At 47.8% G+C, this 17,298-nt stretch carries 23 protein-coding genes; 11 read left to right on the top strand and 12 right to left on the bottom strand.

Annotated features, from left to right (window positions below; genetic code table 11):
- Nucleotides 1–52: 52 nt before the first annotated feature.
- Complete coding sequence (locus P397_RS0109520; RefSeq protein WP_028106347.1) at nucleotides 53–1,105, bottom strand: TIGR04086 family membrane protein; 1,053 nt, start codon at nucleotides 1,103–1,105, stop codon at nucleotides 53–55.
- Nucleotides 1,106–1,443: 338 nt separating this feature from the next.
- On the opposite strand from P397_RS0109520, the gene P397_RS0109515 reads away from it, so the two are divergent.
- The gene (locus P397_RS0109515; RefSeq protein WP_026833054.1) at nucleotides 1,444–2,748 is read left to right on the top strand and encodes a hemolysin family protein; all 1,305 of its coding nucleotides are present in this window, start codon (nucleotides 1,444–1,446) and stop codon (nucleotides 2,746–2,748) included.
- Between the two features lie 56 nt (nucleotides 2,749–2,804).
- Here P397_RS0109515 and P397_RS0109510 read toward each other — a convergent pair whose 3' ends face one another.
- The gene (locus tag P397_RS0109510) at nucleotides 2,805–4,190 is read right to left on the bottom strand and encodes an MFS transporter (RefSeq protein WP_026833053.1); all 1,386 of its coding nucleotides are present in this window, start codon (nucleotides 4,188–4,190) and stop codon (nucleotides 2,805–2,807) included.
- Nucleotides 4,191–4,520: 330 nt separating this feature from the next.
- Between P397_RS0109510 and P397_RS0109505 the strand changes: the two genes are divergently transcribed.
- The gene (locus P397_RS0109505; protein ID WP_152539595.1) at nucleotides 4,521–4,874 is read left to right on the top strand and encodes a hypothetical protein; all 354 of its coding nucleotides are present in this window, start codon (nucleotides 4,521–4,523) and stop codon (nucleotides 4,872–4,874) included.
- A 45-nt stretch (nucleotides 4,875–4,919) separates the two neighbouring features.
- Here P397_RS0109505 and P397_RS0109500 read toward each other — a convergent pair whose 3' ends face one another.
- From P397_RS0109500 to P397_RS0109490, 3 genes are read right to left on the bottom strand one after another with little or no spacing between them, the layout of a single operon-like run.
- Nucleotides 4,920–5,360: a hypothetical protein gene (locus P397_RS0109500; RefSeq protein ID WP_028106345.1), complete on the bottom strand. Its 441-nt coding sequence runs from the start codon at nucleotides 5,358–5,360 to the stop codon at nucleotides 4,920–4,922.
- Nucleotides 5,361–5,384: 24 nt separating this feature from the next.
- Nucleotides 5,385–5,831 (bottom strand): hypothetical protein, encoded by a 447-nt coding sequence (locus tag P397_RS0109495; protein ID WP_028106344.1) that lies wholly within the window; start codon nucleotides 5,829–5,831, stop codon nucleotides 5,385–5,387.
- Between the two features lie 13 nt (nucleotides 5,832–5,844).
- Nucleotides 5,845–6,555 (bottom strand): GntR family transcriptional regulator, encoded by a 711-nt coding sequence (locus P397_RS0109490; protein WP_028106343.1) that lies wholly within the window; start codon nucleotides 6,553–6,555, stop codon nucleotides 5,845–5,847.
- Nucleotides 6,556–6,723: 168 nt separating this feature from the next.
- Here P397_RS0109490 and P397_RS0109485 point away from each other — a divergent pair, with 168 nt between their 5' ends.
- The 6 genes from P397_RS0109485 (at nucleotide 6,724) to P397_RS17615 (ending at nucleotide 12,022) form a co-directional block, all read left to right on the top strand.
- Nucleotides 6,724–8,622, top strand: a complete 1,899-nt coding sequence (locus P397_RS0109485; protein WP_028106342.1) for a beta-glucoside-specific PTS transporter subunit IIABC — start codon at nucleotides 6,724–6,726, stop codon at nucleotides 8,620–8,622.
- A 26-nt stretch (nucleotides 8,623–8,648) separates the two neighbouring features.
- Entirely contained in the window at nucleotides 8,649–10,109 is a 1,461-nt protein-coding gene (gene bglA, locus P397_RS0109480) for a 6-phospho-beta-glucosidase BglA (RefSeq protein ID WP_028106341.1), read from the top strand.
- 168 nt (nucleotides 10,110–10,277) lie between these two features.
- Nucleotides 10,278–10,775, top strand: coding sequence for a hypothetical protein (locus P397_RS0109475; protein ID WP_028106340.1), 498 nt, complete (start codon nucleotides 10,278–10,280; stop codon nucleotides 10,773–10,775).
- 29 nt (nucleotides 10,776–10,804) lie between these two features.
- Nucleotides 10,805–11,476 carry a 5'-methylthioadenosine/S-adenosylhomocysteine nucleosidase family protein gene (locus P397_RS0109470; protein WP_028106339.1) on the top strand — a complete coding sequence of 224 codons (672 nt, stop codon included), beginning with the start codon at nucleotides 10,805–10,807 and terminating at the stop codon, nucleotides 11,474–11,476.
- Nucleotides 11,477–11,488: 12 nt separating this feature from the next.
- Nucleotides 11,489–11,635 (top strand): hypothetical protein, encoded by a 147-nt coding sequence (locus P397_RS17930; RefSeq protein WP_156508409.1) that lies wholly within the window; start codon nucleotides 11,489–11,491, stop codon nucleotides 11,633–11,635.
- 84 nt (nucleotides 11,636–11,719) lie between these two features.
- Entirely contained in the window at nucleotides 11,720–12,022 is a 303-nt protein-coding gene (locus tag P397_RS17615; RefSeq protein ID WP_051523966.1) for a hypothetical protein, read from the top strand.
- A 38-nt stretch (nucleotides 12,023–12,060) separates the two neighbouring features.
- Here P397_RS17615 and P397_RS0109460 read toward each other — a convergent pair whose 3' ends face one another.
- Genes P397_RS0109460 through P397_RS0109445 form a run of 4 tightly spaced genes read right to left on the bottom strand, consistent with a single transcriptional unit; the run spans nucleotide 12,061 to nucleotide 13,136 of the window.
- Nucleotides 12,061–12,531, bottom strand: a complete 471-nt coding sequence (locus tag P397_RS0109460; protein ID WP_028106338.1) for a GNAT family N-acetyltransferase — start codon at nucleotides 12,529–12,531, stop codon at nucleotides 12,061–12,063.
- Between the two features lie 12 nt (nucleotides 12,532–12,543).
- Complete coding sequence (locus P397_RS0109455; protein WP_028106337.1) at nucleotides 12,544–12,732, bottom strand: hypothetical protein; 189 nt, start codon at nucleotides 12,730–12,732, stop codon at nucleotides 12,544–12,546.
- A 13-nt stretch (nucleotides 12,733–12,745) separates the two neighbouring features.
- The gene (locus P397_RS17925; RefSeq protein WP_156508408.1) at nucleotides 12,746–12,919 is read right to left on the bottom strand and encodes a hypothetical protein; all 174 of its coding nucleotides are present in this window, start codon (nucleotides 12,917–12,919) and stop codon (nucleotides 12,746–12,748) included.
- A gap of 13 nt (nucleotides 12,920–12,932) precedes the next feature.
- Nucleotides 12,933–13,136 carry a hypothetical protein gene (locus tag P397_RS0109445; protein ID WP_051523965.1) on the bottom strand — a complete coding sequence of 68 codons (204 nt, stop codon included), beginning with the start codon at nucleotides 13,134–13,136 and terminating at the stop codon, nucleotides 12,933–12,935.
- Nucleotides 13,137–13,227: 91 nt separating this feature from the next.
- Between P397_RS0109445 and P397_RS0109440 the strand changes: the two genes are divergently transcribed.
- Nucleotides 13,228–13,833 (top strand): GNAT family N-acetyltransferase, encoded by a 606-nt coding sequence (locus P397_RS0109440; protein ID WP_028106335.1) that lies wholly within the window; start codon nucleotides 13,228–13,230, stop codon nucleotides 13,831–13,833.
- Nucleotides 13,834–13,877: 44 nt separating this feature from the next.
- Here P397_RS0109440 and P397_RS0109435 read toward each other — a convergent pair whose 3' ends face one another.
- The 3 genes from P397_RS0109435 to P397_RS0109425 form a co-directional block, all read right to left on the bottom strand.
- Complete coding sequence (locus P397_RS0109435; RefSeq protein ID WP_028106334.1) at nucleotides 13,878–14,540, bottom strand: hypothetical protein; 663 nt, start codon at nucleotides 14,538–14,540, stop codon at nucleotides 13,878–13,880.
- Nucleotides 14,541–14,572: 32 nt separating this feature from the next.
- Nucleotides 14,573–15,784 carry an MFS transporter gene (locus P397_RS0109430; RefSeq protein WP_028106333.1) on the bottom strand — a complete coding sequence of 404 codons (1,212 nt, stop codon included), beginning with the start codon at nucleotides 15,782–15,784 and terminating at the stop codon, nucleotides 14,573–14,575.
- A gap of 96 nt (nucleotides 15,785–15,880) precedes the next feature.
- A complete protein-coding gene (locus P397_RS0109425; RefSeq protein WP_028106332.1) occupies nucleotides 15,881–16,339 on the bottom strand; it encodes a DUF2975 domain-containing protein in 459 nt (152 codons plus the stop codon).
- Nucleotides 16,340–16,540: 201 nt separating this feature from the next.
- Between P397_RS0109425 and P397_RS0109420 the strand changes: the two genes are divergently transcribed.
- Both P397_RS0109420 and P397_RS0109415 read left to right on the top strand, forming a co-directional pair.
- Nucleotides 16,541–16,759 (top strand): AbrB/MazE/SpoVT family DNA-binding domain-containing protein, encoded by a 219-nt coding sequence (locus P397_RS0109420; RefSeq protein WP_026833035.1) that lies wholly within the window; start codon nucleotides 16,541–16,543, stop codon nucleotides 16,757–16,759.
- A 36-nt stretch (nucleotides 16,760–16,795) separates the two neighbouring features.
- Nucleotides 16,796–17,296, top strand: coding sequence for a cation:proton antiporter regulatory subunit (locus tag P397_RS0109415; protein WP_026833034.1), 501 nt, complete (start codon nucleotides 16,796–16,798; stop codon nucleotides 17,294–17,296).
- The last annotated feature ends 2 nt before the right edge of the window (nucleotides 17,297–17,298 follow it).

Below are 17,298 nucleotides of genomic sequence, written 5' to 3'. Positions count from 1 at the left end.
ATTGTCAAACAAAAAAGCCGAAGGTCACGTGGACCCTCGGCGAGATGATTCATTATTTGTTGGCAATCCGACCGCGTGTCGCGACACGTGAACCAGTGATACCAGCAATTGATGTGACGATCATTGTTAAAATCAGAGCGACGAAGCCCCAGATGGAAACTTTTGATGCTGTTTGTGTGGCTTGTTCTGTTTGTTGACGAACATCTTCCACTGTTTTCTTCAGATCAGCTGATGTTTCGTCAAGCGTTGTTTTGGCATTTTCGATTTGTTTGCTTGTTTCACTTGTCGCCTGATTCAGACCGTCGACAATGTTTTGTGTTGCTTCATCTGCCTCAGCTTGTGAGAGGTCGGTATTTTGAGCAACCGCTTCTGCAATTTTATCTTCATCGACGGATTTCTCGATTTTTTCTGCACGAGCTGTTAACGAATCGCCAAGGTCGCTGACGATTTTGTCGAAGTCTTCAGGTTTTGTTAACGCGTCTTTCCCAGCTTGCGTCGCGTCATCTTGAACGGCATCGAGCTGACCTTGCAAGTAGTTTGGTTGCAATTCAGGAATGTCCGTATCTTTAAGGATCTCATCGACATTACCTTCGAGTTCTTTTGTATCAACGTCTGAGACGTTATCTGTGATTGAACCGAATCCTTTAGAGACCGCATCTTGTGTCGTGCTAGCAATGGCACCGACCCCTTGACCGGCTGCGCCGCCGACTGTTCCGAGCACTGAACCAACTGTTTGGAACGTGTTGATTGTCGTGAATGTCAGCAGGGCGAACAAGAGGATGACACTTGTTGACCATGTGAGAAAACCATGAACGAGTCCGGCGCGTGATGATGTGACACCTGAAACGAATCCAGCGACAAACAGTGAAATGAGTAATGAAAGAATTGCCCAGATGGCAAGACCGATTCCGACGCCCTCAAACGGGTTGTTGGATGTGACGTCGGTGACGCCGAGACCGATTGCTGAACCGATTAAACTGAATGTAATTAAGAGTGCGAAAAATGAGACGACTCCGGCGATGATCGAACTCCAGGAAATGTTTCGACCTGCACCATCTGCTTCCGGTCGTAAGTACGACGAGAAACCTTTTCTTGTTTTTTCCATAAAAATCCACTACCTCTCCACTTACGATTTTACGAACATCATTCGACTTCAAGAAGCTTTGTGTTGAACTGCTTTAACTTGAGATGTTGATGTGCATAGCTCTTATATAGCCGCTAAATTGGTCAAACAAACCTAGTATCAAAAGTACTCCTTTTAGAAACTTTAGTCAGTTTATTCAGAATAATCGCATCATTACCGCAGGCAAAACAGTTGATATTCAGAAACCGGTCCGCTATGATAAAAACTATAACGTTTTACTGTACGGTTTTAGATTATGGAATCATTTTAGCGATTCAAATTATTTTATTGGAGGTGACCCCCTGTTTCAGGGGAAAGAATTGGACATATTGTTGGTATTGAATTTGGCGTTGCTTGTATTGTTGATCGTATTGACGGCATTTTTCGTCGGATCGGAGTTTGCTGTCGTAAAAGTTCGGATGTCGCGGCTTGATCAGATGATTCAGGAAGGAAACAAGGGCGCGGTCCTGGCAAAGAAAGTCGCCAGTGACCTCGACTACTACTTGTCAGCCTGTCAGCTCGGAATCACGATCACGGCACTTGGACTTGGAGCGCTCGGGAAACCGACCGTCGAAAAGTTGCTAGGACCGGTCTTTGATGAATTTGGTGTCGCAGCGGCGCTGTCGACGATCCTGTCGTACACGATTGCTTTCGTTTCGGTCACATTCCTGCACGTGGTCATCGGAGAGCTCGCACCAAAGACACTGGCGATCCAGTATGCAGAACGGATGACTTTACTTCTTGCACCAGCGTTGTATGTGTTCGGTAAAATCATGTATCCCTTCATCTGGGTGATGAACGGTTCGGCCCGGATCTTCTTACGTCTGTTCGGCGTTCAACCGGCAGGGCACGAACAAGCCCACTCGGAAGAAGAGTTGAAGATCATCATGTCGCAAAGCTTCAAGAGCGGTGAGATCAATCAGACGGAACTCGCGTTGATGCAAAACGTTTTTGCGTTCGACGAGCGGGTGACGAAGGATATCATGGTGCCGCGGATGAATGTAACGACGCTGTCGCTCAGCATGACATGGGCCGAAGTCTTACAGATCATGACGGACAATCAATACACGCGTTACCCGGTCATCGAGGATTTTGATAAAGACAAGATCATCGGGTATGTCAACGTCAAGGAAGTCTTGACGGATCAAGCAAACGATCAACAACGGGACTTACAGAAGTATATGAAAGAGATACCAGCTGTGTCCGAGATGACACCACTTCAGGAAACGTTGCTGAAGATGAAGGTGACGCGTTCCCACATCGCACTCGTCATCGACGAGTACGGCGGAACTGCCGGTATGATTGCGATGGAAGATTTGCTTGAAGAAATCGTCGGTGAAATCCGTGATGAATTCGACGAAGATGAACAAGCCGACATCGAGACGGTTTCGAAGACAGAATATCATCTGTCGGGGACCGTATTGCTGGCAGATTTAAAAGAACGGTTTAACCTGACGTTTGCTGACGCCGAGGAAATCGATACGATTGCCGGTTTCATCCAAGCGCAAGGAACGGACTATCAAGTCGGTGAAACACTTGAGACGGAGACGTATGATCTTGAACTGTTGCACGTCGAGAACTACCAAATCCAGCAAGTCAAACTTGTGTTGAAACAAATTTCCTAATACTAAAAACGGTCCCTCGAATAAGAGAGACCGTTTTTTTTGATGGAAACATTTAATTATTCTGCCCACCATAAGGCATCTTCCGGTTTTTTGGCGACAGCGTGTAATTCTTTTTCTGTCGAGACAGTCGGGTGCGAACCTTTTAAGGCCTTGCCTGACGTACTCTTGAAGAAGAAGAAGAACGTGATGAAGCCGATCACACTGACCGCCGTCAAATAATAAGCCGGTGCGAGCGGATTTTGTGTCGCATGGACGAGCCAGGTCGAGACAAGCGGCGTCGTTCCGCCGAAAATCGAGACGGAGACATTAAACGTGACTGACAGTGTCCGGTAGCGGACATCCGTATAAAAGATACTTGGCAACAGGCTTGGCATCGTGCCTTCAAAGATTGCGAGGAAGAAGCCAAGAATGAAGATTCCGATTCCGACGAACAAGAGTGGTTTCAGACCAATCAGGTAGAACGAGAGAATCGACAGAATCGAGAGACCTGCCAAGGCAAACAAGACGATGTTCCGGTTACCTTTTTTGTCGCTGAGTTTACCGAAGAAGTAAGCGAGTGGAATCATGATGACCATGACACCGGTAATCAAGATCGTACTTGTTGAACTGGAGATGCCCATGACTTCATTCAGGTAAGACGGCATATACGACAGCAACATGTAGTTCGTAATGTTGAAGAACGCGACAGCGATGAAACAAACGATGATATCGCGTTTATGGTCCCGGATGATTTCCCGGAACGACGCTGGTTCTTCCGTATTTTCGTTGATTTCGTTTTCGAAGATCGGTGACTCATCGAGATGGCGGCGCAAGTACAGACCAAACAGTCCGAGCGGTGCCCCTAAAATGAACGGAATCCGCCAACCCCATGATGCCATTTGATCATCGGATAAAGTCACGAACAGGACGGTTGCGAGAATTGACGCCAGAATATAACCAGCGAGTGTTCCGATTTCAAGACCACTTCCAAGGGCACTCCGTTTGTTATCAGGTGACGATTCAGCGATGTAGACCATTGCACCGGCATACTCACCGCCGGTTGAAAAACCTTGTAAAATCCGGGCCAGTAACAGTAAAATCGGTGCCCAAATCCCGATTTGATCATACGTTGGTAATAATCCGATGATGAGGGTCGAACCGGCCATCATGACGATGGTCGTCGTCAAGACAACCTTTCGTCCGAGCCGATCCCCGATGCGTCCAAAGACGATTCCGCCGATTGGCCGCATTAAAAAAGCGATCGCAAACGTCGCAAAGGTAAAGACGAGTTTCAGTTCATCGTTCTCGACGGCACTAAAGAAGTTTTGACTGATGATGATTGCGAGATACGAATAAAGACCAAAATCGAACCATTCCATCGCATTCCCAATTCCGGTCGCGTAGACACTTTTTTTGGTTTGCTTCATGTCGACGACATTGACTTTTTCTTTTCTGAATTTCATAAGTTCTGTTCACTCCCTTTAATAAGTTCGTATCGTAACATAGTAAGAAATGAAGTCAAGTCGCTAAGCCACTTAACGACTTGAAAATGACTGAAAACGGCTCTGTGCCGGGAGTTGTCAAACCGTTGAGACTGTAAGGAAGACGTCTTGTCGTCAAGATAAATGAAAAAATATTAATTTTTTTCATTTCTTTTCACAAAAATGACACGTTTTTCATTCGTTCTCATTTTGTTTGTCCGTCAAGAATCCGCCCTAAGCAGGAGGTGAACGTAAGGAAATGATTGGTAAAATTAAATGGATACATAGATGAAGGAAGAGGGGCAGGATGACATGAATATGCGACGCATGGGAAAGTGGCTGGCAGGTTTGTTAGGTGTGGTGATCATCAGCGGAACGGCTTGGTATTATCTGTTTGAGACGTCACAAGTGAACGGTTTTCCGATTCCACGGACGGGAACGGTCGAGGAAAAGCCGGAGGGCTTATTAGTCAAGACGCATCTCGTGTCGGAAGTCGAAGGACCCGGCGTATTATACGAAATGCGGATCCGGCAAGCCGGCTGGAAGTGGGTCGACCGGGAAGGAATGGCCGCCTGGTATGAAAAAGACGGCCGGATGATTGAACTGACGACATTTGATGATGAACTGTTTCTTGAACCGGCTGAACGTGCCGGCATCGAACAGTAAAACAAGCGGAGTTCCTATTCACAGGAACTCCGCTTGTTTTACTGTTCAATTCGCATAGAGCAGCTTTTTCGTGTTTTTGTCATAGACCCGATAATTGATTTCGAACGCCTGATTCCGGGTCGTTGTAACCCGGCAATAATACGGAACCTTCTTGCCGTAAGCCTCAAGATCAGGTGCGTCACGGAAAGAAAACGTATCGTTGGTTTCTGTTAAGGTGATATCGATCGATGTTCCTTTTGATTCAGACGGTTCCAGAACACAGGAGCCTTCTAATACACGATAATCACGAAATACCATCTCGGTGAAGCTCGGCATTGTCATCCACAGGCACAGCAATCCGATTAATAGGATACCTGTCCATTTGAGTTTTTTGAAAAAGGAATGCTGTTTGTTGTCAAAATGAAGGACCAAAAGGTAACAGGCCGGTAAGAAAAATGAAACACCTAACAAGAAAATGAAAAAATAAGTGATGATTTCAGAATTCATTCATACACGTCCTTTTCAATTCGATCATTCAGATGAATACAATAACTTATCTGTCTTTAAATCGTAAATCCGATAAGAAATCTCGAATTCATGATCTTTTGTCGTCGTCACGTGACACGTATACGGGACATCCGGTCCGTATGCGCCGAGGTCTGCCCGATCCAAGAAACTGAAATAGTCGCCTGTTTTGTCGTAGTAAAGATCAATCGTCCGCGGTTTGGATTGATCATCGTACTCCACCTTACAGACTCCTTTAGTCGTCGCATAATCATGGTAGACGACGTATTTCAAGCTGGGAACAGTGTAAACAATCAGTCCTACACCGCACAACAACATCAGTAGAGTCCCGAAATAATGTTTGAATATCGCCTCATTGTCATCACGAAGTGAAAAAAATAGTAACACGCTAAATAAAGTCAATACAAAACCGCCTGCGAGAATCGTGTAATAGAAAAGCACTTCTTCATTCATGCGCGAAGTCCCCTCATAAATACAAGCCGTTCGCCTGAACGACGAATTGCGAGTGCTCATAATGATAGGTGATGACGGAATAGTCGAACGGCCGGCCGTTCGTCAGGTGGAAGATCGTTTCGACCGTCAATGCCGGATCGCCGGCTGTGAGCTCCAAGTGTGTTGCAACCGCGTCCGGTAGCTTACCGACATGCATGTACATGTCCGAGAACCCGATATTCAGTCCGAGCGCCATCTCGAGGTACTCGAAGATTGACTGTTCGACGATTTCCCGGTTCAGATAGGGGACAATCGTTTGCCGGTAATACGATTCTTCAAGGCACATGATATTGCCGTCAATGTAACGGATCCGTTTGATGGCATAGACCATTTCCCCGGGAGCGCTACCCAGGTTTTCGATGATTTCTTCCGGGCAGGGGATCAGCTCGAACGACAGGACTTTGGACTGGATGTCGTGCTCGACGAGATTCTGTTTAAACCCTTGCGTCGAAAACAGCTCAATATAGCCTTTCCGATTCGTCTTCCGAACAAAAATCCCGCTGCCGCGGACTTGAAAGATGGTACCTTTTCGCTCCAATAGTTCCAGTGCTTTTGTCATCGTCGTTTTACTGACTGCAAATTGACGGATCAGTTGATCGAGGACCGGTAGTTTATCGCCTTGCTGTAATGCGTGTTGTTCGATATAGGCTTCGATTTCCGTCGCCGTCTGTTGGTATTTCAGCATGGTTCACCCTCATTTTCCAGTAATTGTTCTACTTTTTTACTATAGCATACGACTGATTTGAACCAAAACATATGAATAATTAAATTAAATATGGATTGATAAATTGTGCATGTACAATTATAATAAGGATGTACGATTTGGGGTCAACAGAATAAAGGGGGTTCAGGGATGAGTAAAGTGCGGGATTATCAGCAACTGGCGCATTCGATTTTGGAAGCGGTCGGTGGCGAGGACAATATCATCAGCGTCGCACGGTGTGCGACCCGGCTACGGTTGGTGTTGAAACGATCAGATGCGAAGGCGAAAGACCAGGTCGCTGCTTTACCGGGTGTCATCACGGTCGTCGAATCAGGCGGTCAGTTCCAGGTCGTCATCGGACAGCATGTCGGGGAAGTCTATGAAGCGTTTCGACCACTTGTTTCATTAAAGGACGGGAATTCGGATCAGGGAACCGAAACACCCAAAGGAACCATCTTGAACCGGATCATCGCAACGATGTCTGCTGTCTTTGCACCGTTCGTCTATATTTTGGCGGCAGCCGGTATCCTGCAAGGGGCACTCATCTTAATTTCACTTGTGTTTAAAGACTTTGCCGCGACGGGAACATATGAAGTGTTCAGCTTTATCTCGTGGGCACCGTTCACCTTCCTGCCGATTTTCATTGCGATCACGGCAGCGAATCACTTTAAAGTCAATCAGTTCATCGCTGTTGCATGTAGTGCGGCACTCGTCAGTCCGACGTGGGCCGAGATGGCCGGACGGATCACGTCCGGTGAATCGATTTCGTTCATCGGCATCGCCTTATCAGGAACGACTTACACGTCATCGGTCTTGCCACCGTTGTTCCTCGTCTGGTTGCTGTCCTATCTCGAACGGTTCTTGAACCGGACGATCAATGACGTCATCAAACCGTTATTCGTCCCGTTCTTCAGCATGGTCATCATGGTGCCGCTGACGATTCTCGTCATCGGTCCGATCACGACACTTGGAGCGGAAGGAATTGCAAACGGATACAACTATTTAGCCGAAAATGCACCAGCTCTTGCCGGACTGATCATCGGCGGTTTTTGGCAAATCATCGTCATCTTCGGCGTTCACTGGGGCGTGACGCCGATGGTACTGGCAAACTTCGAACAGTACGGGCGGGATTCGTTCCAAGCCTATCAGACGATTGCTGTCATCGCTCAAGTCGGTGCCGTCATCGGTGTCATTTTAAAAACCCGCAACAAGGAAACGAAAAAGGTTGGTGTCTCAGCCGGTCTGACCGGGATTTTTGGGATTACCGAACCGGCGATCTACGGCGTGACGCTACGCTTTAAGAAACCGTTCATCTACGGCTGTATCTCGGGCGCGGTTGGAGCCGTCGTCGCGAGTTTCTTCAAACCGTATTACTTCGCTTACGCCGGTCTGCCGGGACCATTGACGCTCGTCAACGGCATCAGTTCCGACTATCCGTCTTCGATCGTCGGATTATTGATCGGAACGGCGATTGCCTTGATTTTACCGATCGTCTTGATTCAACTTCTCGGTTTTGGCGAAGAGAAAGTCGTCCCGGTGACGACGACGCCGGCAACACCGGCTCCGGCACAAGAAGTCAGTGCAACGTTGACGAACGAAGAAACGATTCAAGCACCACTGGCGGGACAAGTCGTGCCATTGTCGGACGTACCGGATGAAGTTTTTGCATCGGGAGCGATGGGACAAGGTGTCGCGATTCGTCCAATCGGAAATACGGTCGTCGCACCATTCACCGGTACGGTCGTCATGATTGCGCCGACGAAACACGCGATCGGTCTGCGGTCGACGAGCGGTGTCGAAGTCTTGATTCACGTCGGTTTGGAGACGGTCGGACTAGACGGGACTCCGTTTACGTTACATGTCGAAGACGGGGCGAGTGTCGACGCGGGTCAAACGCTATTGACGTTTGACGCATCTGCCATCGAACAGCACGGCTTACAGACCATCACACCGGTCATCGTCACGAACGCGTCGAGTTATGCGGAAGTGATCGTCGGGAAACACGAAACGGTCGAAACCAATACAGCGATTTTAACGATCGTTAAATAACAGAGAGATACAAGGAGGAAACGAAGATGAAGACATTACCAAACGATTTTTTATGGGGCGGGGCACTGGCTGCCCATCAATTTGAAGGTGGCTGGAACGCCGGCGGCAAAGGACCAAGCGTCGTCGACGTCATGACGGCAGGTGAACACGGGGTGGCCCGCCGGATCACCGATACGATCGAAGACGGGACGTTTTACCCGAACCATGAAGCGATCGATTTTTATCACCGTTATAAAGAAGACATCGCCTTGTTTGCCGAGATGGGTCTGAAATGTCTCCGGACGTCAATCGGCTGGAGCCGGATTTTCCCGAACGGCGACGAAACGGAACCGAATGAAGCAGGACTGCAGTTTTATGATGATGTCTTTGATGAGTTATTAAAACACGGCATTGAACCGATCATCACGTTGTCGCACTTCGAGATGCCGCTGCACCTGGCCCGCGAATACGGCGGGTTCCGCAACCGGAAAGTCGCCGAGTTTTTCGAGCGATTCGCTGAAGTCTGCTTCACACGTTACAAAGACAAAGTGACATACTGGATGACGTTCAACGAAATCAACAACAAGATGGATGTCGAAAACCCGTTGTTCCTTTGGACGAACTCCGGTGTCAAAGTCGAGCCGGGTGAAAACGCGATGGAAGTCATGTATCAGACTGGTCACCACGAGTTGATTGCCAGTGCCCTTGCCGTCGCGAAAGGAAAAGCAATCAATCCCGACTTCCAAATCGGAGCGATGATTTCACACGTCCCAATCTATCCGTACTCGTCGCATCCGGAAGATGTCATGCTGGCGGAAAAATCGATGCGTCAGCGCTATTTCTTCCCGGACGTTCAGGCGCGTGGTTATTATCCGAACTATGCCTTAAAAGAGTTCGAACGCGAAGGGTATCAGATTCCTATTCTCAACGGTGACGACGAGATCCTGAAAAACGGAACGGTCGACTACATCGGCTTCAGTTACTACATGTCGACGACCGTCAAACACGACGCGACCGTCAACAATACAGGTAACATCGTTAACGGCGGATTGGCAAACGGTGTCGAGAATCCGTACATCCAGTCGAGCGACTGGGGCTGGGCGATTGATCCGGTCGGACTCCGTTACGTCCTGAACCGTCTGTATGACCGGTACCAACTGCCGCTCTTCATCGTCGAAAATGGCTTTGGGGCCGTCGATACGATTGAAGACGGTAAGATTCATGACGCAGCGCGGATTGATTATCTGAAGACGCATATCGAGGCGTTGACGGAAGCGGTCACGGAAGACGGCGTCGAATTGATGGGCTACACACCATGGGGCATCATCGACATTGTGTCGTTTACGACGGGTGAGATGAAAAAACGCTACGGCATGATTTACGTGGACCGTGACAATGAAGGCAACGGTTCAATGGAGCGGATGAAAAAAGATTCGTTCGACTGGTACAAACAGGTCATTGCGACAAACGGACAAGACTTGGCGTATGACAAAGCAGCACAACGTTAATCAAACAGACCTCCATCCGAAGCGGGTGGAGGTTGTTTGTGTCTAAAAAAAGTTTGCCTGAACAACGAAAAGACGTATGATATAGAAGACGTTATCCAGTATTTGTATGGATAACCAAAAATCATCCTAAATAAAGGGTGATTCAGAACAGTACTGGAGGTTATAACTATGTTTACAGTAGATGAGTATTTAGCTTCAATCAAAACGAATCTTGCGCAACACACAGACGTGCTGGTCAACAATTTGAAGACAATCGCAGAGGCAACCTTTGCACCGGATGTCGAGCTGCTAGATTTTTCTGCGTTCATCGAACCGTCGCGGCATGATTTATCCATCATGTTCTTTTCGATGGACCGGGAAGCCAATGAAGTGTTTGAAGAAGCCGGGACACCGGGCTTTGCCGGCAGTGAATCGATGCTCGATGAGGCGGTGTATTATCACGTTACATCAAAGTCATCGGATGACTTTGATGTATTCCACGAGGAACATGAAGAAATCTTGATTGAGCAGGAACGACAACTCTTTACGGAGTGGTTCAGCACGTGTTGGCAACAAGCCGGTGGAGAGCAGGTTCAACTGCCAGCTTATTTTAATGTCCACGACGAAGGAGAAACGTTTGATTTGAAGAGGCAGATTTGGATGGATGAAGAGGAAAAATGGGATTGAGTTCGGAGACGGATGCCAAGAATCGCTTGATGGTGGGTATCAGCGTCGCGACGGTTTGGGAATTTGAGGCGACGCTGGATTACTTTCATGTACAAGAAACGGAACGGATTACGTACCCGTACGGGGAATACTTTTGCCGGACAATCAACGGAAAACCTGTCATTTTTTACAGCACCGGTGTCCGGAAAGTGAATGGTGTCGGCGGTAATCAGTACATGCTATCGCATTTTCCGATCACAAAAGTGCTCGTCGTCGGAACGTGCGCCGGCATCGATGAACGGTTTGACGTACTCGACATCATTATTCCGGATCGTGCCGTTCAATATGACTGTACGGTGAAGGAAGTCGAACCGTTGCTGAAACCGTCGTTCATCGTTGAAATCGATGTCGCGAAATACGGCATTGATTGTCGGACCGGGACGATTGGAACGGCGGACCGCGCCGTCGTCATGTGGCGCGATTATCTGGAACTGCAGGAAAACGGCATCACGGTTGCTGATACGGAAGCCGGGGCAATCGCCTACATTTGTCGGAAAAATGAAGTCGAATGCATCATCATCAAGGGGATTTCGGACGTTCCGACGGATGAGACGGATCTTGATCCGCTTCAGTCGAACCGGGAACAGATCAACGTCTACATCGAAAACACACCAAAAGTCATGACACGGATTTTTGACGAGTATCTTCCGTTATTTATTTAAAGGAGTGGCAATATGAAAAAACGACTTCTTTGTTTGATTCCGCTGACCTTCATGCTCGGTGGAGGTGGGATCGGACAGCCAAACGAACCAAACTTTCCTCAGTATACGGGTGAACCGTTGAACATTGCCTACATCGGAAAAACACCGGAAGTCCGGTAAGATAACGTCCGTCTAAAGAAGATTTCGTTCGGTGAATTAAAGAATCGTAAGCAAATCGCTTCAACGTTCGATGCTGTACTGATCATGCCGAACAAGTTACTGGAAGCGGATCAAGGGGAGTATGCTGACATCTATCTGAAGATGAGAATTCCAACATTTTTCATCGGATCGAACAAGGGCCACGTGCCGTTCATCGCAGACTGGATTTCTTATAAGGAAGCAGCAGGTGAAACGACAGATTATGCAGCCGGTTACTTGAATGGGAAAACGACCTTGTTTTGGACATACGGGTTATACAACGATGTCAAAACGAAAGGACACATCACCGCTATGTATTCGCATGTCTTTCAAACGGTTGAAACGGTAAAGAACAAAACACAGCAGTAACAAAAAACGCCATTCCGGCATTACGACGGAATGGCGTTTTAAATACGGGATTGTGTCATAACAAGAAAAGTGGCGTGAGCTGTTGAAAAAGTCGATTGGCGCCGAAATCCGAGCTGCTCGTACAGGTGAATCGCCCGTTCATTAAACGAAGCGACGGTCAAACGAATTGGTAAAGATGATTCGGCTTTAACTGTTTCAAGGACAAATGAACAAAACGCGAAACCCGTACCTTGTCCCGTAACGTCGGGATGTCTGCCGAGTCCGATATCCAAATAATCATCAGCATACAGTCCGAGCGGAAGACCGGCCGGAACTTGAGCCGAACGACCGGTACAGAAGAAGCCGACCAGTTGCTCTTGATCGACTACCGCCTGATAGGAACCGTCGAGTAACTCGGCATACGCTTCGTCCGACACTTCCATATTGTAAAAGTCATAGGGGGGTGGATAGGTCCAGTGCAGGATTGCTGTTGCCTGATCGAATGTCAGGGATGTGATTTGCAGAGACATCTATACCTCCTCCTAGTTCTGTTCGGACTCGACTTTTTCGGCTTGTGCTGCTTTGAAGTTCAAGTAAATCGTGTAGCCGACCGTGACCGGAATGATGACGATGCCGTATCCGAGCTCCATACCAAAACCATAGACACAGACAAGAGTAGTAATCGTGATAATAACCAACAAGCGGATGCTTGATAGATGGTGTTTGCTCATTTTTTTCACCTCGTTATGACGTAAGTACTTGTCTCAGTTCGAAGATGCCGATAAATAACATGGCAAGGGCAAGAGGAATAAATCCTAATACGAATAGTGTCGGAGAAATGATCTCCGTGATCCATAAAAGAAACAGTAAAATTGAACTCAGCGTAATGAGACTGACGATGCGGGTTGTGGTTGACATAGTTCATCTCCTTTTACGATGTGAGGAACTCACCGGGATTTTCGACATACAGCTCAACATGACCGCAACGGGGGCAGACAGCAGCTTTTGCTTCAGCTGATACTTTACTGAACAGCCATCCAGGTATTTTAATTTTTAAACCGTACATGGCTCCTTTGACATGGACTTCACAATCTTCAACCATATCCGATTGACAGGCTGTGCATTTTCGGATCATTTCAAAACACCCCCTAAAAGATTCTGACTTCACTGTATCGCATTCCTGATACTTTTTCTATATAATGGTAAAAAGAAACGGGGGAACTGACATGACGACAACGGAATTTTACCAGCACTTACCGGTCCTTGAGACCAAACGATTGATCCTGCGGCCGCTTCAAGCAAGCGATCGCAATGACTTATTCGAATATACACAAGACGAGGAAACTGCCCGTTATGTGACCTGGAATGCCAATCAGACAATCGAACAGGCCGAGCAGTTTTTGAACTACGTCCTGTCGAACTACGCGCAAGGGAAAGAAGCACCGTGGGCCATTGAATGGAAAGAAACCGGCAAGATGATCGGGACAATCGATTTCATTCATCTGTTGCTGGATGAGAATAAACAAGCGGAACTCGGTTATGCGTTATCACGTCAGTTCTGGGGCAAAGGCATCGTCACGGAAGCGGTCGAATGCGTCATGGCGTACGGTTTTGAGGAACTCAAACTCGAACGGATCCAGGCCCGGTGCATGGAAGGCAACATCGGTTCCGCTCGGGTGATGGAAAAAGTCGGCATGACGTACGAGGGAACGTTGCGCCGGTTGATCTTTATCAAAGAAGCATTCCATGACGTTAAGATGTATTCGCTGTTACGTGACGAGTACGTCACGATGCGTCAAGGTTCGGAGTACAATACGAAACAGTATCAATGAGACGAAACCCCCAATCCGGCGAACCGGATTGGGGGTTTTTCTGATTACATTGTCTGCTCGACGGTAGAAACATCTACGATTTCAACCGTTTTCGTCACGGTATCGAGAATCCGTGTCCGCGGATCATCTTTTGAAAGGAAGATGGCTTCCCCGGTCGCGTCAAACGCAAATGCCGTCGGAATCGAGAAGCCGCAATTGCGGTAAGAGCCGTCGGCGTGACTCGTTCCGAGGAAAAGTGCTGATTGCTGGCGGCTGATTTTCTGGGCTTCCCCCGACCAGTCCGCATATTGTTCCTCGCTGAACATTCCGACCCCAATCGGGTTAAAGATGAGATCAACAGTGTCGTTTTTCAGACCATCGAGTCCGAGAAAAATCTCGCGGCAGAGCAGATAACCGGTTGATTGCCCGTCAATGACGGCAGTCGACGGTGTATAAAGCGGACCGGCTTCCGGCGTTTTCGCCCGGTCGAGCACGATGTCGCCGGATGCATTGATGATCAATGCCTGATCCAAACGATTCGCGTTACGGTAACCGGTGACGATGATGGTCGCATACTGTTTGGCGAGTTGACAAAGCGTCTCAAGATCCGTGTGTCGGCAATAGCCTTCCGGATACAACAGCAGATCGATGTCAGGATGAGCAGCGATCTCACGTCGCAATTGTTCGAGTTGTGTTTCTTGTTTCGGTTGTCCAATTAAAATCTTCATTAAAAGCACGTCCTTTTTATGTAATCTATGAGTTAAGAAATTTGTTTTGTTGTCTGATCTTCTCGAAAAAATGCTCTCTTGTTTGGTCGCAGGACGCTAACCATCAGCACGAGACTCAGTACCGCAAGCAAAACGGCGGCAGAGACAATACTGAACCGAAGCGGGAACAAGTCACCCGTAAAACCAATTGCTAAAATGAACATGATTTGTAACACGCTTTGACCAAGACCGTACAGGCTCGTGAAGCGGCCGATCAGCTCACCCGGGACATTGTTTTGATAAAACGTCAGGAAACCGGTTCCGGCAAATGCATTAAAAAACCCGAGTAACAGAAAACCAATCGTCACGATGAGAAAGGAGTCGGCAGTCGCGTAAATCAAGTAGCCGAGCGCAACAAACAGATAACCGCTGACGAGTAACGTCTTTAAGGACAGACGGTTCGCAAAACGGGCGACGGTCAGGCCACCGAGGACAGAACCGATTCCCGTGATACTGATTAATAATCCGTAATCGGTGGTGGTTAGACCGACGGCTGTCTGTAAAAAGACGACTTCCTGGGCATCCAGCGCGAGAGCAAGACTCATCGTCAACAGACCGAGTATGTAGATCAGGCTGACGAAACGCTCGGTGCGGCTGAAGCGGCTCACGGTCCGCCAATCCGTTGCCAGATCTGCGAGCTGTAGTCTTGGGACAGCTGCCGCAAGCGGGACAGACGGCAAAGTAAGGAGTAGCAGACCGGATACGAGGAACGACATGGCGTTGATCCAAATGGCCACGCCGGGTGTCGCGACGAGCAATAATAATCCGGCAAGTGCCGGACCAATCAAAAAAGCGCTCGACGTAATCAGACTCCGGTACGCATTAAACGACTTGCGCCCGGTTTCTGGAACGATTTGTGTCAGGTAAGTCATCGCTGCCGGCTCAAAAAACGCTTTAACGAGTGCAAGAGCAAACAGCGTCAGGTAAATCAGCGGTAAGGTCGACAGCAGGGGGAGCAGGGCGACGAGTACCGCTCGAACAATATCCGTCCCGATTAACCACCGGCGGACATCGACTCGGTCAATCACACTGCCGGCCCAAAATTTCATGAACAGAGCAGCAATTGGACCGATGATCCAAAGACCGGCGACCGCAGCGGCGGAACCGGTCAATTGATAAAGGTAGACGTTAATCGCGACCAGATAGATGAAATCACCAAACTGTGAAACCCCGAATGAAGCAAGAAGAATTGAAGCACGAGTCACAATGGTTCACCCACTTTAACCATACATATTTTACCAAAAGTATACAGGAAGTAAGCATGGTGTGCTATACCAAAAATCGAATACTTGTTCTGAACGTCAATCCGGTTTCTGAAGTAGTGACTGCAGAAGTGAACTGATCACGCTGAACGTAAAGGGAACCAAAATCAGTAGGAAAGCAAAAAGAATGAAACCGGGCGCATCATCACGGTCGGCGACGATGAACATGACAGGAAACAAACCGAGAGCGACGGCGCTGATGATGTAACAACATGTTGTGATGATCCCGAATGAATTGGCAATTGGAGTAACGGTTGCGTTCAATTTAAGGGAACGAAGAATTTTCAAGATATGGATCAAGGCAATCAGACAAGGGATAAACGCGAGCAGACCCGCCATCAAAATAAAATAGCCCGGCTTATCAAATAAAAAAGGAATCGCAAATCCTTTTTGGGCCCCTTTGATGAATACCGAAATCGCGACACCCGCTAATCCGAACAGACTAATCAGGATTCCGGCGAAAACAAATTGCAAATAAACGAAACGCCATTTTTCCATGATCCATCCCTCCTTTCTTTCTTTCAGTATAGAACAACACAGATGAAGGATTGTCCGTCTGAAGGAGGGTTTCGACGGGGATTGATTCTTTTTTAGTAATTCACAGCAAAGTACTCGGAATTAAACTGGAAGTATGTTATGCTATACATAAGGAAAGTAAGGAAGTAAGGAAAATCAGAAAAAGAAAGAAGGAAGTTCGGAATGGAGCTATCCAAGTTGACGTCCAAGGGACAGATTACGATCCCGAAAAAAATCAGACAAGCGTTACAGGTGGAGGAAGGAGATCGCGTTGCATTCATCGAGGAAGACGGGTTTGTCATCATGGCGAAAGCGGATTTAAAACAGCTGCATGACCTTCAAGATATCTTGAGTGACGAAAAATTCAAGTCGCTCATCCAAAAAGCCAATCATCATCTATAAACCAAACGATTGACCAATTTAAAGGAGGAACTACAGATGGATATGCGCGAAGTGGATTTACCAGGAATCGGACGGAAGTTCGAAGGCATCACAACTCGAGGAGACAAGGTGGTCGTCATCGTCCATGACGACGGTCGCCGGGAAATGCACCATTATGACGACGACGATTTTGATGAGAGCATCTCGAGCGTGACGTTTAATGACGCCGAAGCCCGTCAGATGGCCGGTATTTTAGGGGGCCTTGCGTACAAACCGAAAGATCTCGAAAAAATTGAACTGGCGTTTGACGATCTTGTCATCGAATGGTTCAAGATCGGGCAAGATTCCGCCGTCAACAACCGGACGATCGGTGAACTTGATGTTCGCAATCAATATGACATCTCGATCATCGCTGTTCTGAAACACGATAAATCAAAATCATTGAATCCGGGACCGGATACACGTCTTGAAGCAGGCGATACGATTGTCTTGTCCGGTGAACGTCAACATATCCGCCATATCACGAAAGCCCTATTCTCTATCGAAGGAGGCGGATAATA

The sequence above is a fragment of the Exiguobacterium undae DSM 14481 genome (genome assembly GCF_000620805.1).
Lineage (GTDB): Bacteria > Bacillota > Bacilli > Exiguobacteriales > Exiguobacteriaceae > Exiguobacterium_A > Exiguobacterium_A undae.
The sequence above is the reverse complement of the archived record's forward strand: the minus strand, read 5'-3'. Positions and strand labels throughout refer to the sequence as shown.

Bases quoted from the DNA above. Each gene is read 5' to 3' on its own strand.
- P397_RS17615 (WP_051523966.1), top strand. From the start codon at position 11,720: ATGCCGAACAAGTTACTGGAAGCGGATCAAGGGGAGTATGCTGACATC.
- P397_RS0109425 (WP_028106332.1), bottom strand. From the start codon at position 16,339: ATGGAAAAATGGCGTTTCGTTTATTTGCAATTTGTTTTCGCCGGAATC.
- P397_RS0109475 (WP_028106340.1), top strand. From the start codon at position 10,278: ATGTTTACAGTAGATGAGTATTTAGCTTCAATCAAAACGAATCTTGCG.
- P397_RS0109510 (WP_026833053.1), bottom strand. From the start codon at position 4,190: ATGAAATTCAGAAAAGAAAAAGTCAATGTCGTCGACATGAAGCAAACC.
- P397_RS0109435 (WP_028106334.1), bottom strand. From the start codon at position 14,540: ATGAAGATTTTAATTGGACAACCGAAACAAGAAACACAACTCGAACAA.
- P397_RS0109415 (WP_026833034.1), top strand. From the start codon at position 16,796: ATGGATATGCGCGAAGTGGATTTACCAGGAATCGGACGGAAGTTCGAA.
- P397_RS0109455 (WP_028106337.1), bottom strand. From the start codon at position 12,732: ATGAGCAAACACCATCTATCAAGCATCCGCTTGTTGGTTATTATCACG.
- P397_RS0109485 (WP_028106342.1), top strand. From the start codon at position 6,724: ATGAGTAAAGTGCGGGATTATCAGCAACTGGCGCATTCGATTTTGGAA.
- P397_RS0109505 (WP_152539595.1), top strand. From the start codon at position 4,521: ATGAATATGCGACGCATGGGAAAGTGGCTGGCAGGTTTGTTAGGTGTG.
- P397_RS0109440 (WP_028106335.1), top strand. From the start codon at position 13,228: ATGACGACAACGGAATTTTACCAGCACTTACCGGTCCTTGAGACCAAA.
- P397_RS0109445 (WP_051523965.1), bottom strand. From the start codon at position 13,136: ATGATCCGAAAATGCACAGCCTGTCAATCGGATATGGTTGAAGATTGT.
- P397_RS0109495 (WP_028106344.1), bottom strand. From the start codon at position 5,831: ATGAATGAAGAAGTGCTTTTCTATTACACGATTCTCGCAGGCGGTTTT.
- P397_RS0109470 (WP_028106339.1), top strand. From the start codon at position 10,805: ATGGTGGGTATCAGCGTCGCGACGGTTTGGGAATTTGAGGCGACGCTG.
- P397_RS0109500 (WP_028106345.1), bottom strand. From the start codon at position 5,360: ATGAATTCTGAAATCATCACTTATTTTTTCATTTTCTTGTTAGGTGTT.
- P397_RS17930 (WP_156508409.1), top strand. From the start codon at position 11,489: ATGAAAAAACGACTTCTTTGTTTGATTCCGCTGACCTTCATGCTCGGT.
- P397_RS0109460 (WP_028106338.1), bottom strand. From the start codon at position 12,531: ATGTCTCTGCAAATCACATCCCTGACATTCGATCAGGCAACAGCAATC.
- P397_RS0109520 (WP_028106347.1), bottom strand. From the start codon at position 1,105: ATGGAAAAAACAAGAAAAGGTTTCTCGTCGTACTTACGACCGGAAGCA.
- P397_RS0109490 (WP_028106343.1), bottom strand. From the start codon at position 6,555: ATGCTGAAATACCAACAGACGGCGACGGAAATCGAAGCCTATATCGAA.
- P397_RS17925 (WP_156508408.1), bottom strand. From the start codon at position 12,919: ATGTCAACCACAACCCGCATCGTCAGTCTCATTACGCTGAGTTCAATT.
- P397_RS0109420 (WP_026833035.1), top strand. From the start codon at position 16,541: ATGGAGCTATCCAAGTTGACGTCCAAGGGACAGATTACGATCCCGAAA.
- bglA (WP_028106341.1), top strand. From the start codon at position 8,649: ATGAAGACATTACCAAACGATTTTTTATGGGGCGGGGCACTGGCTGCC.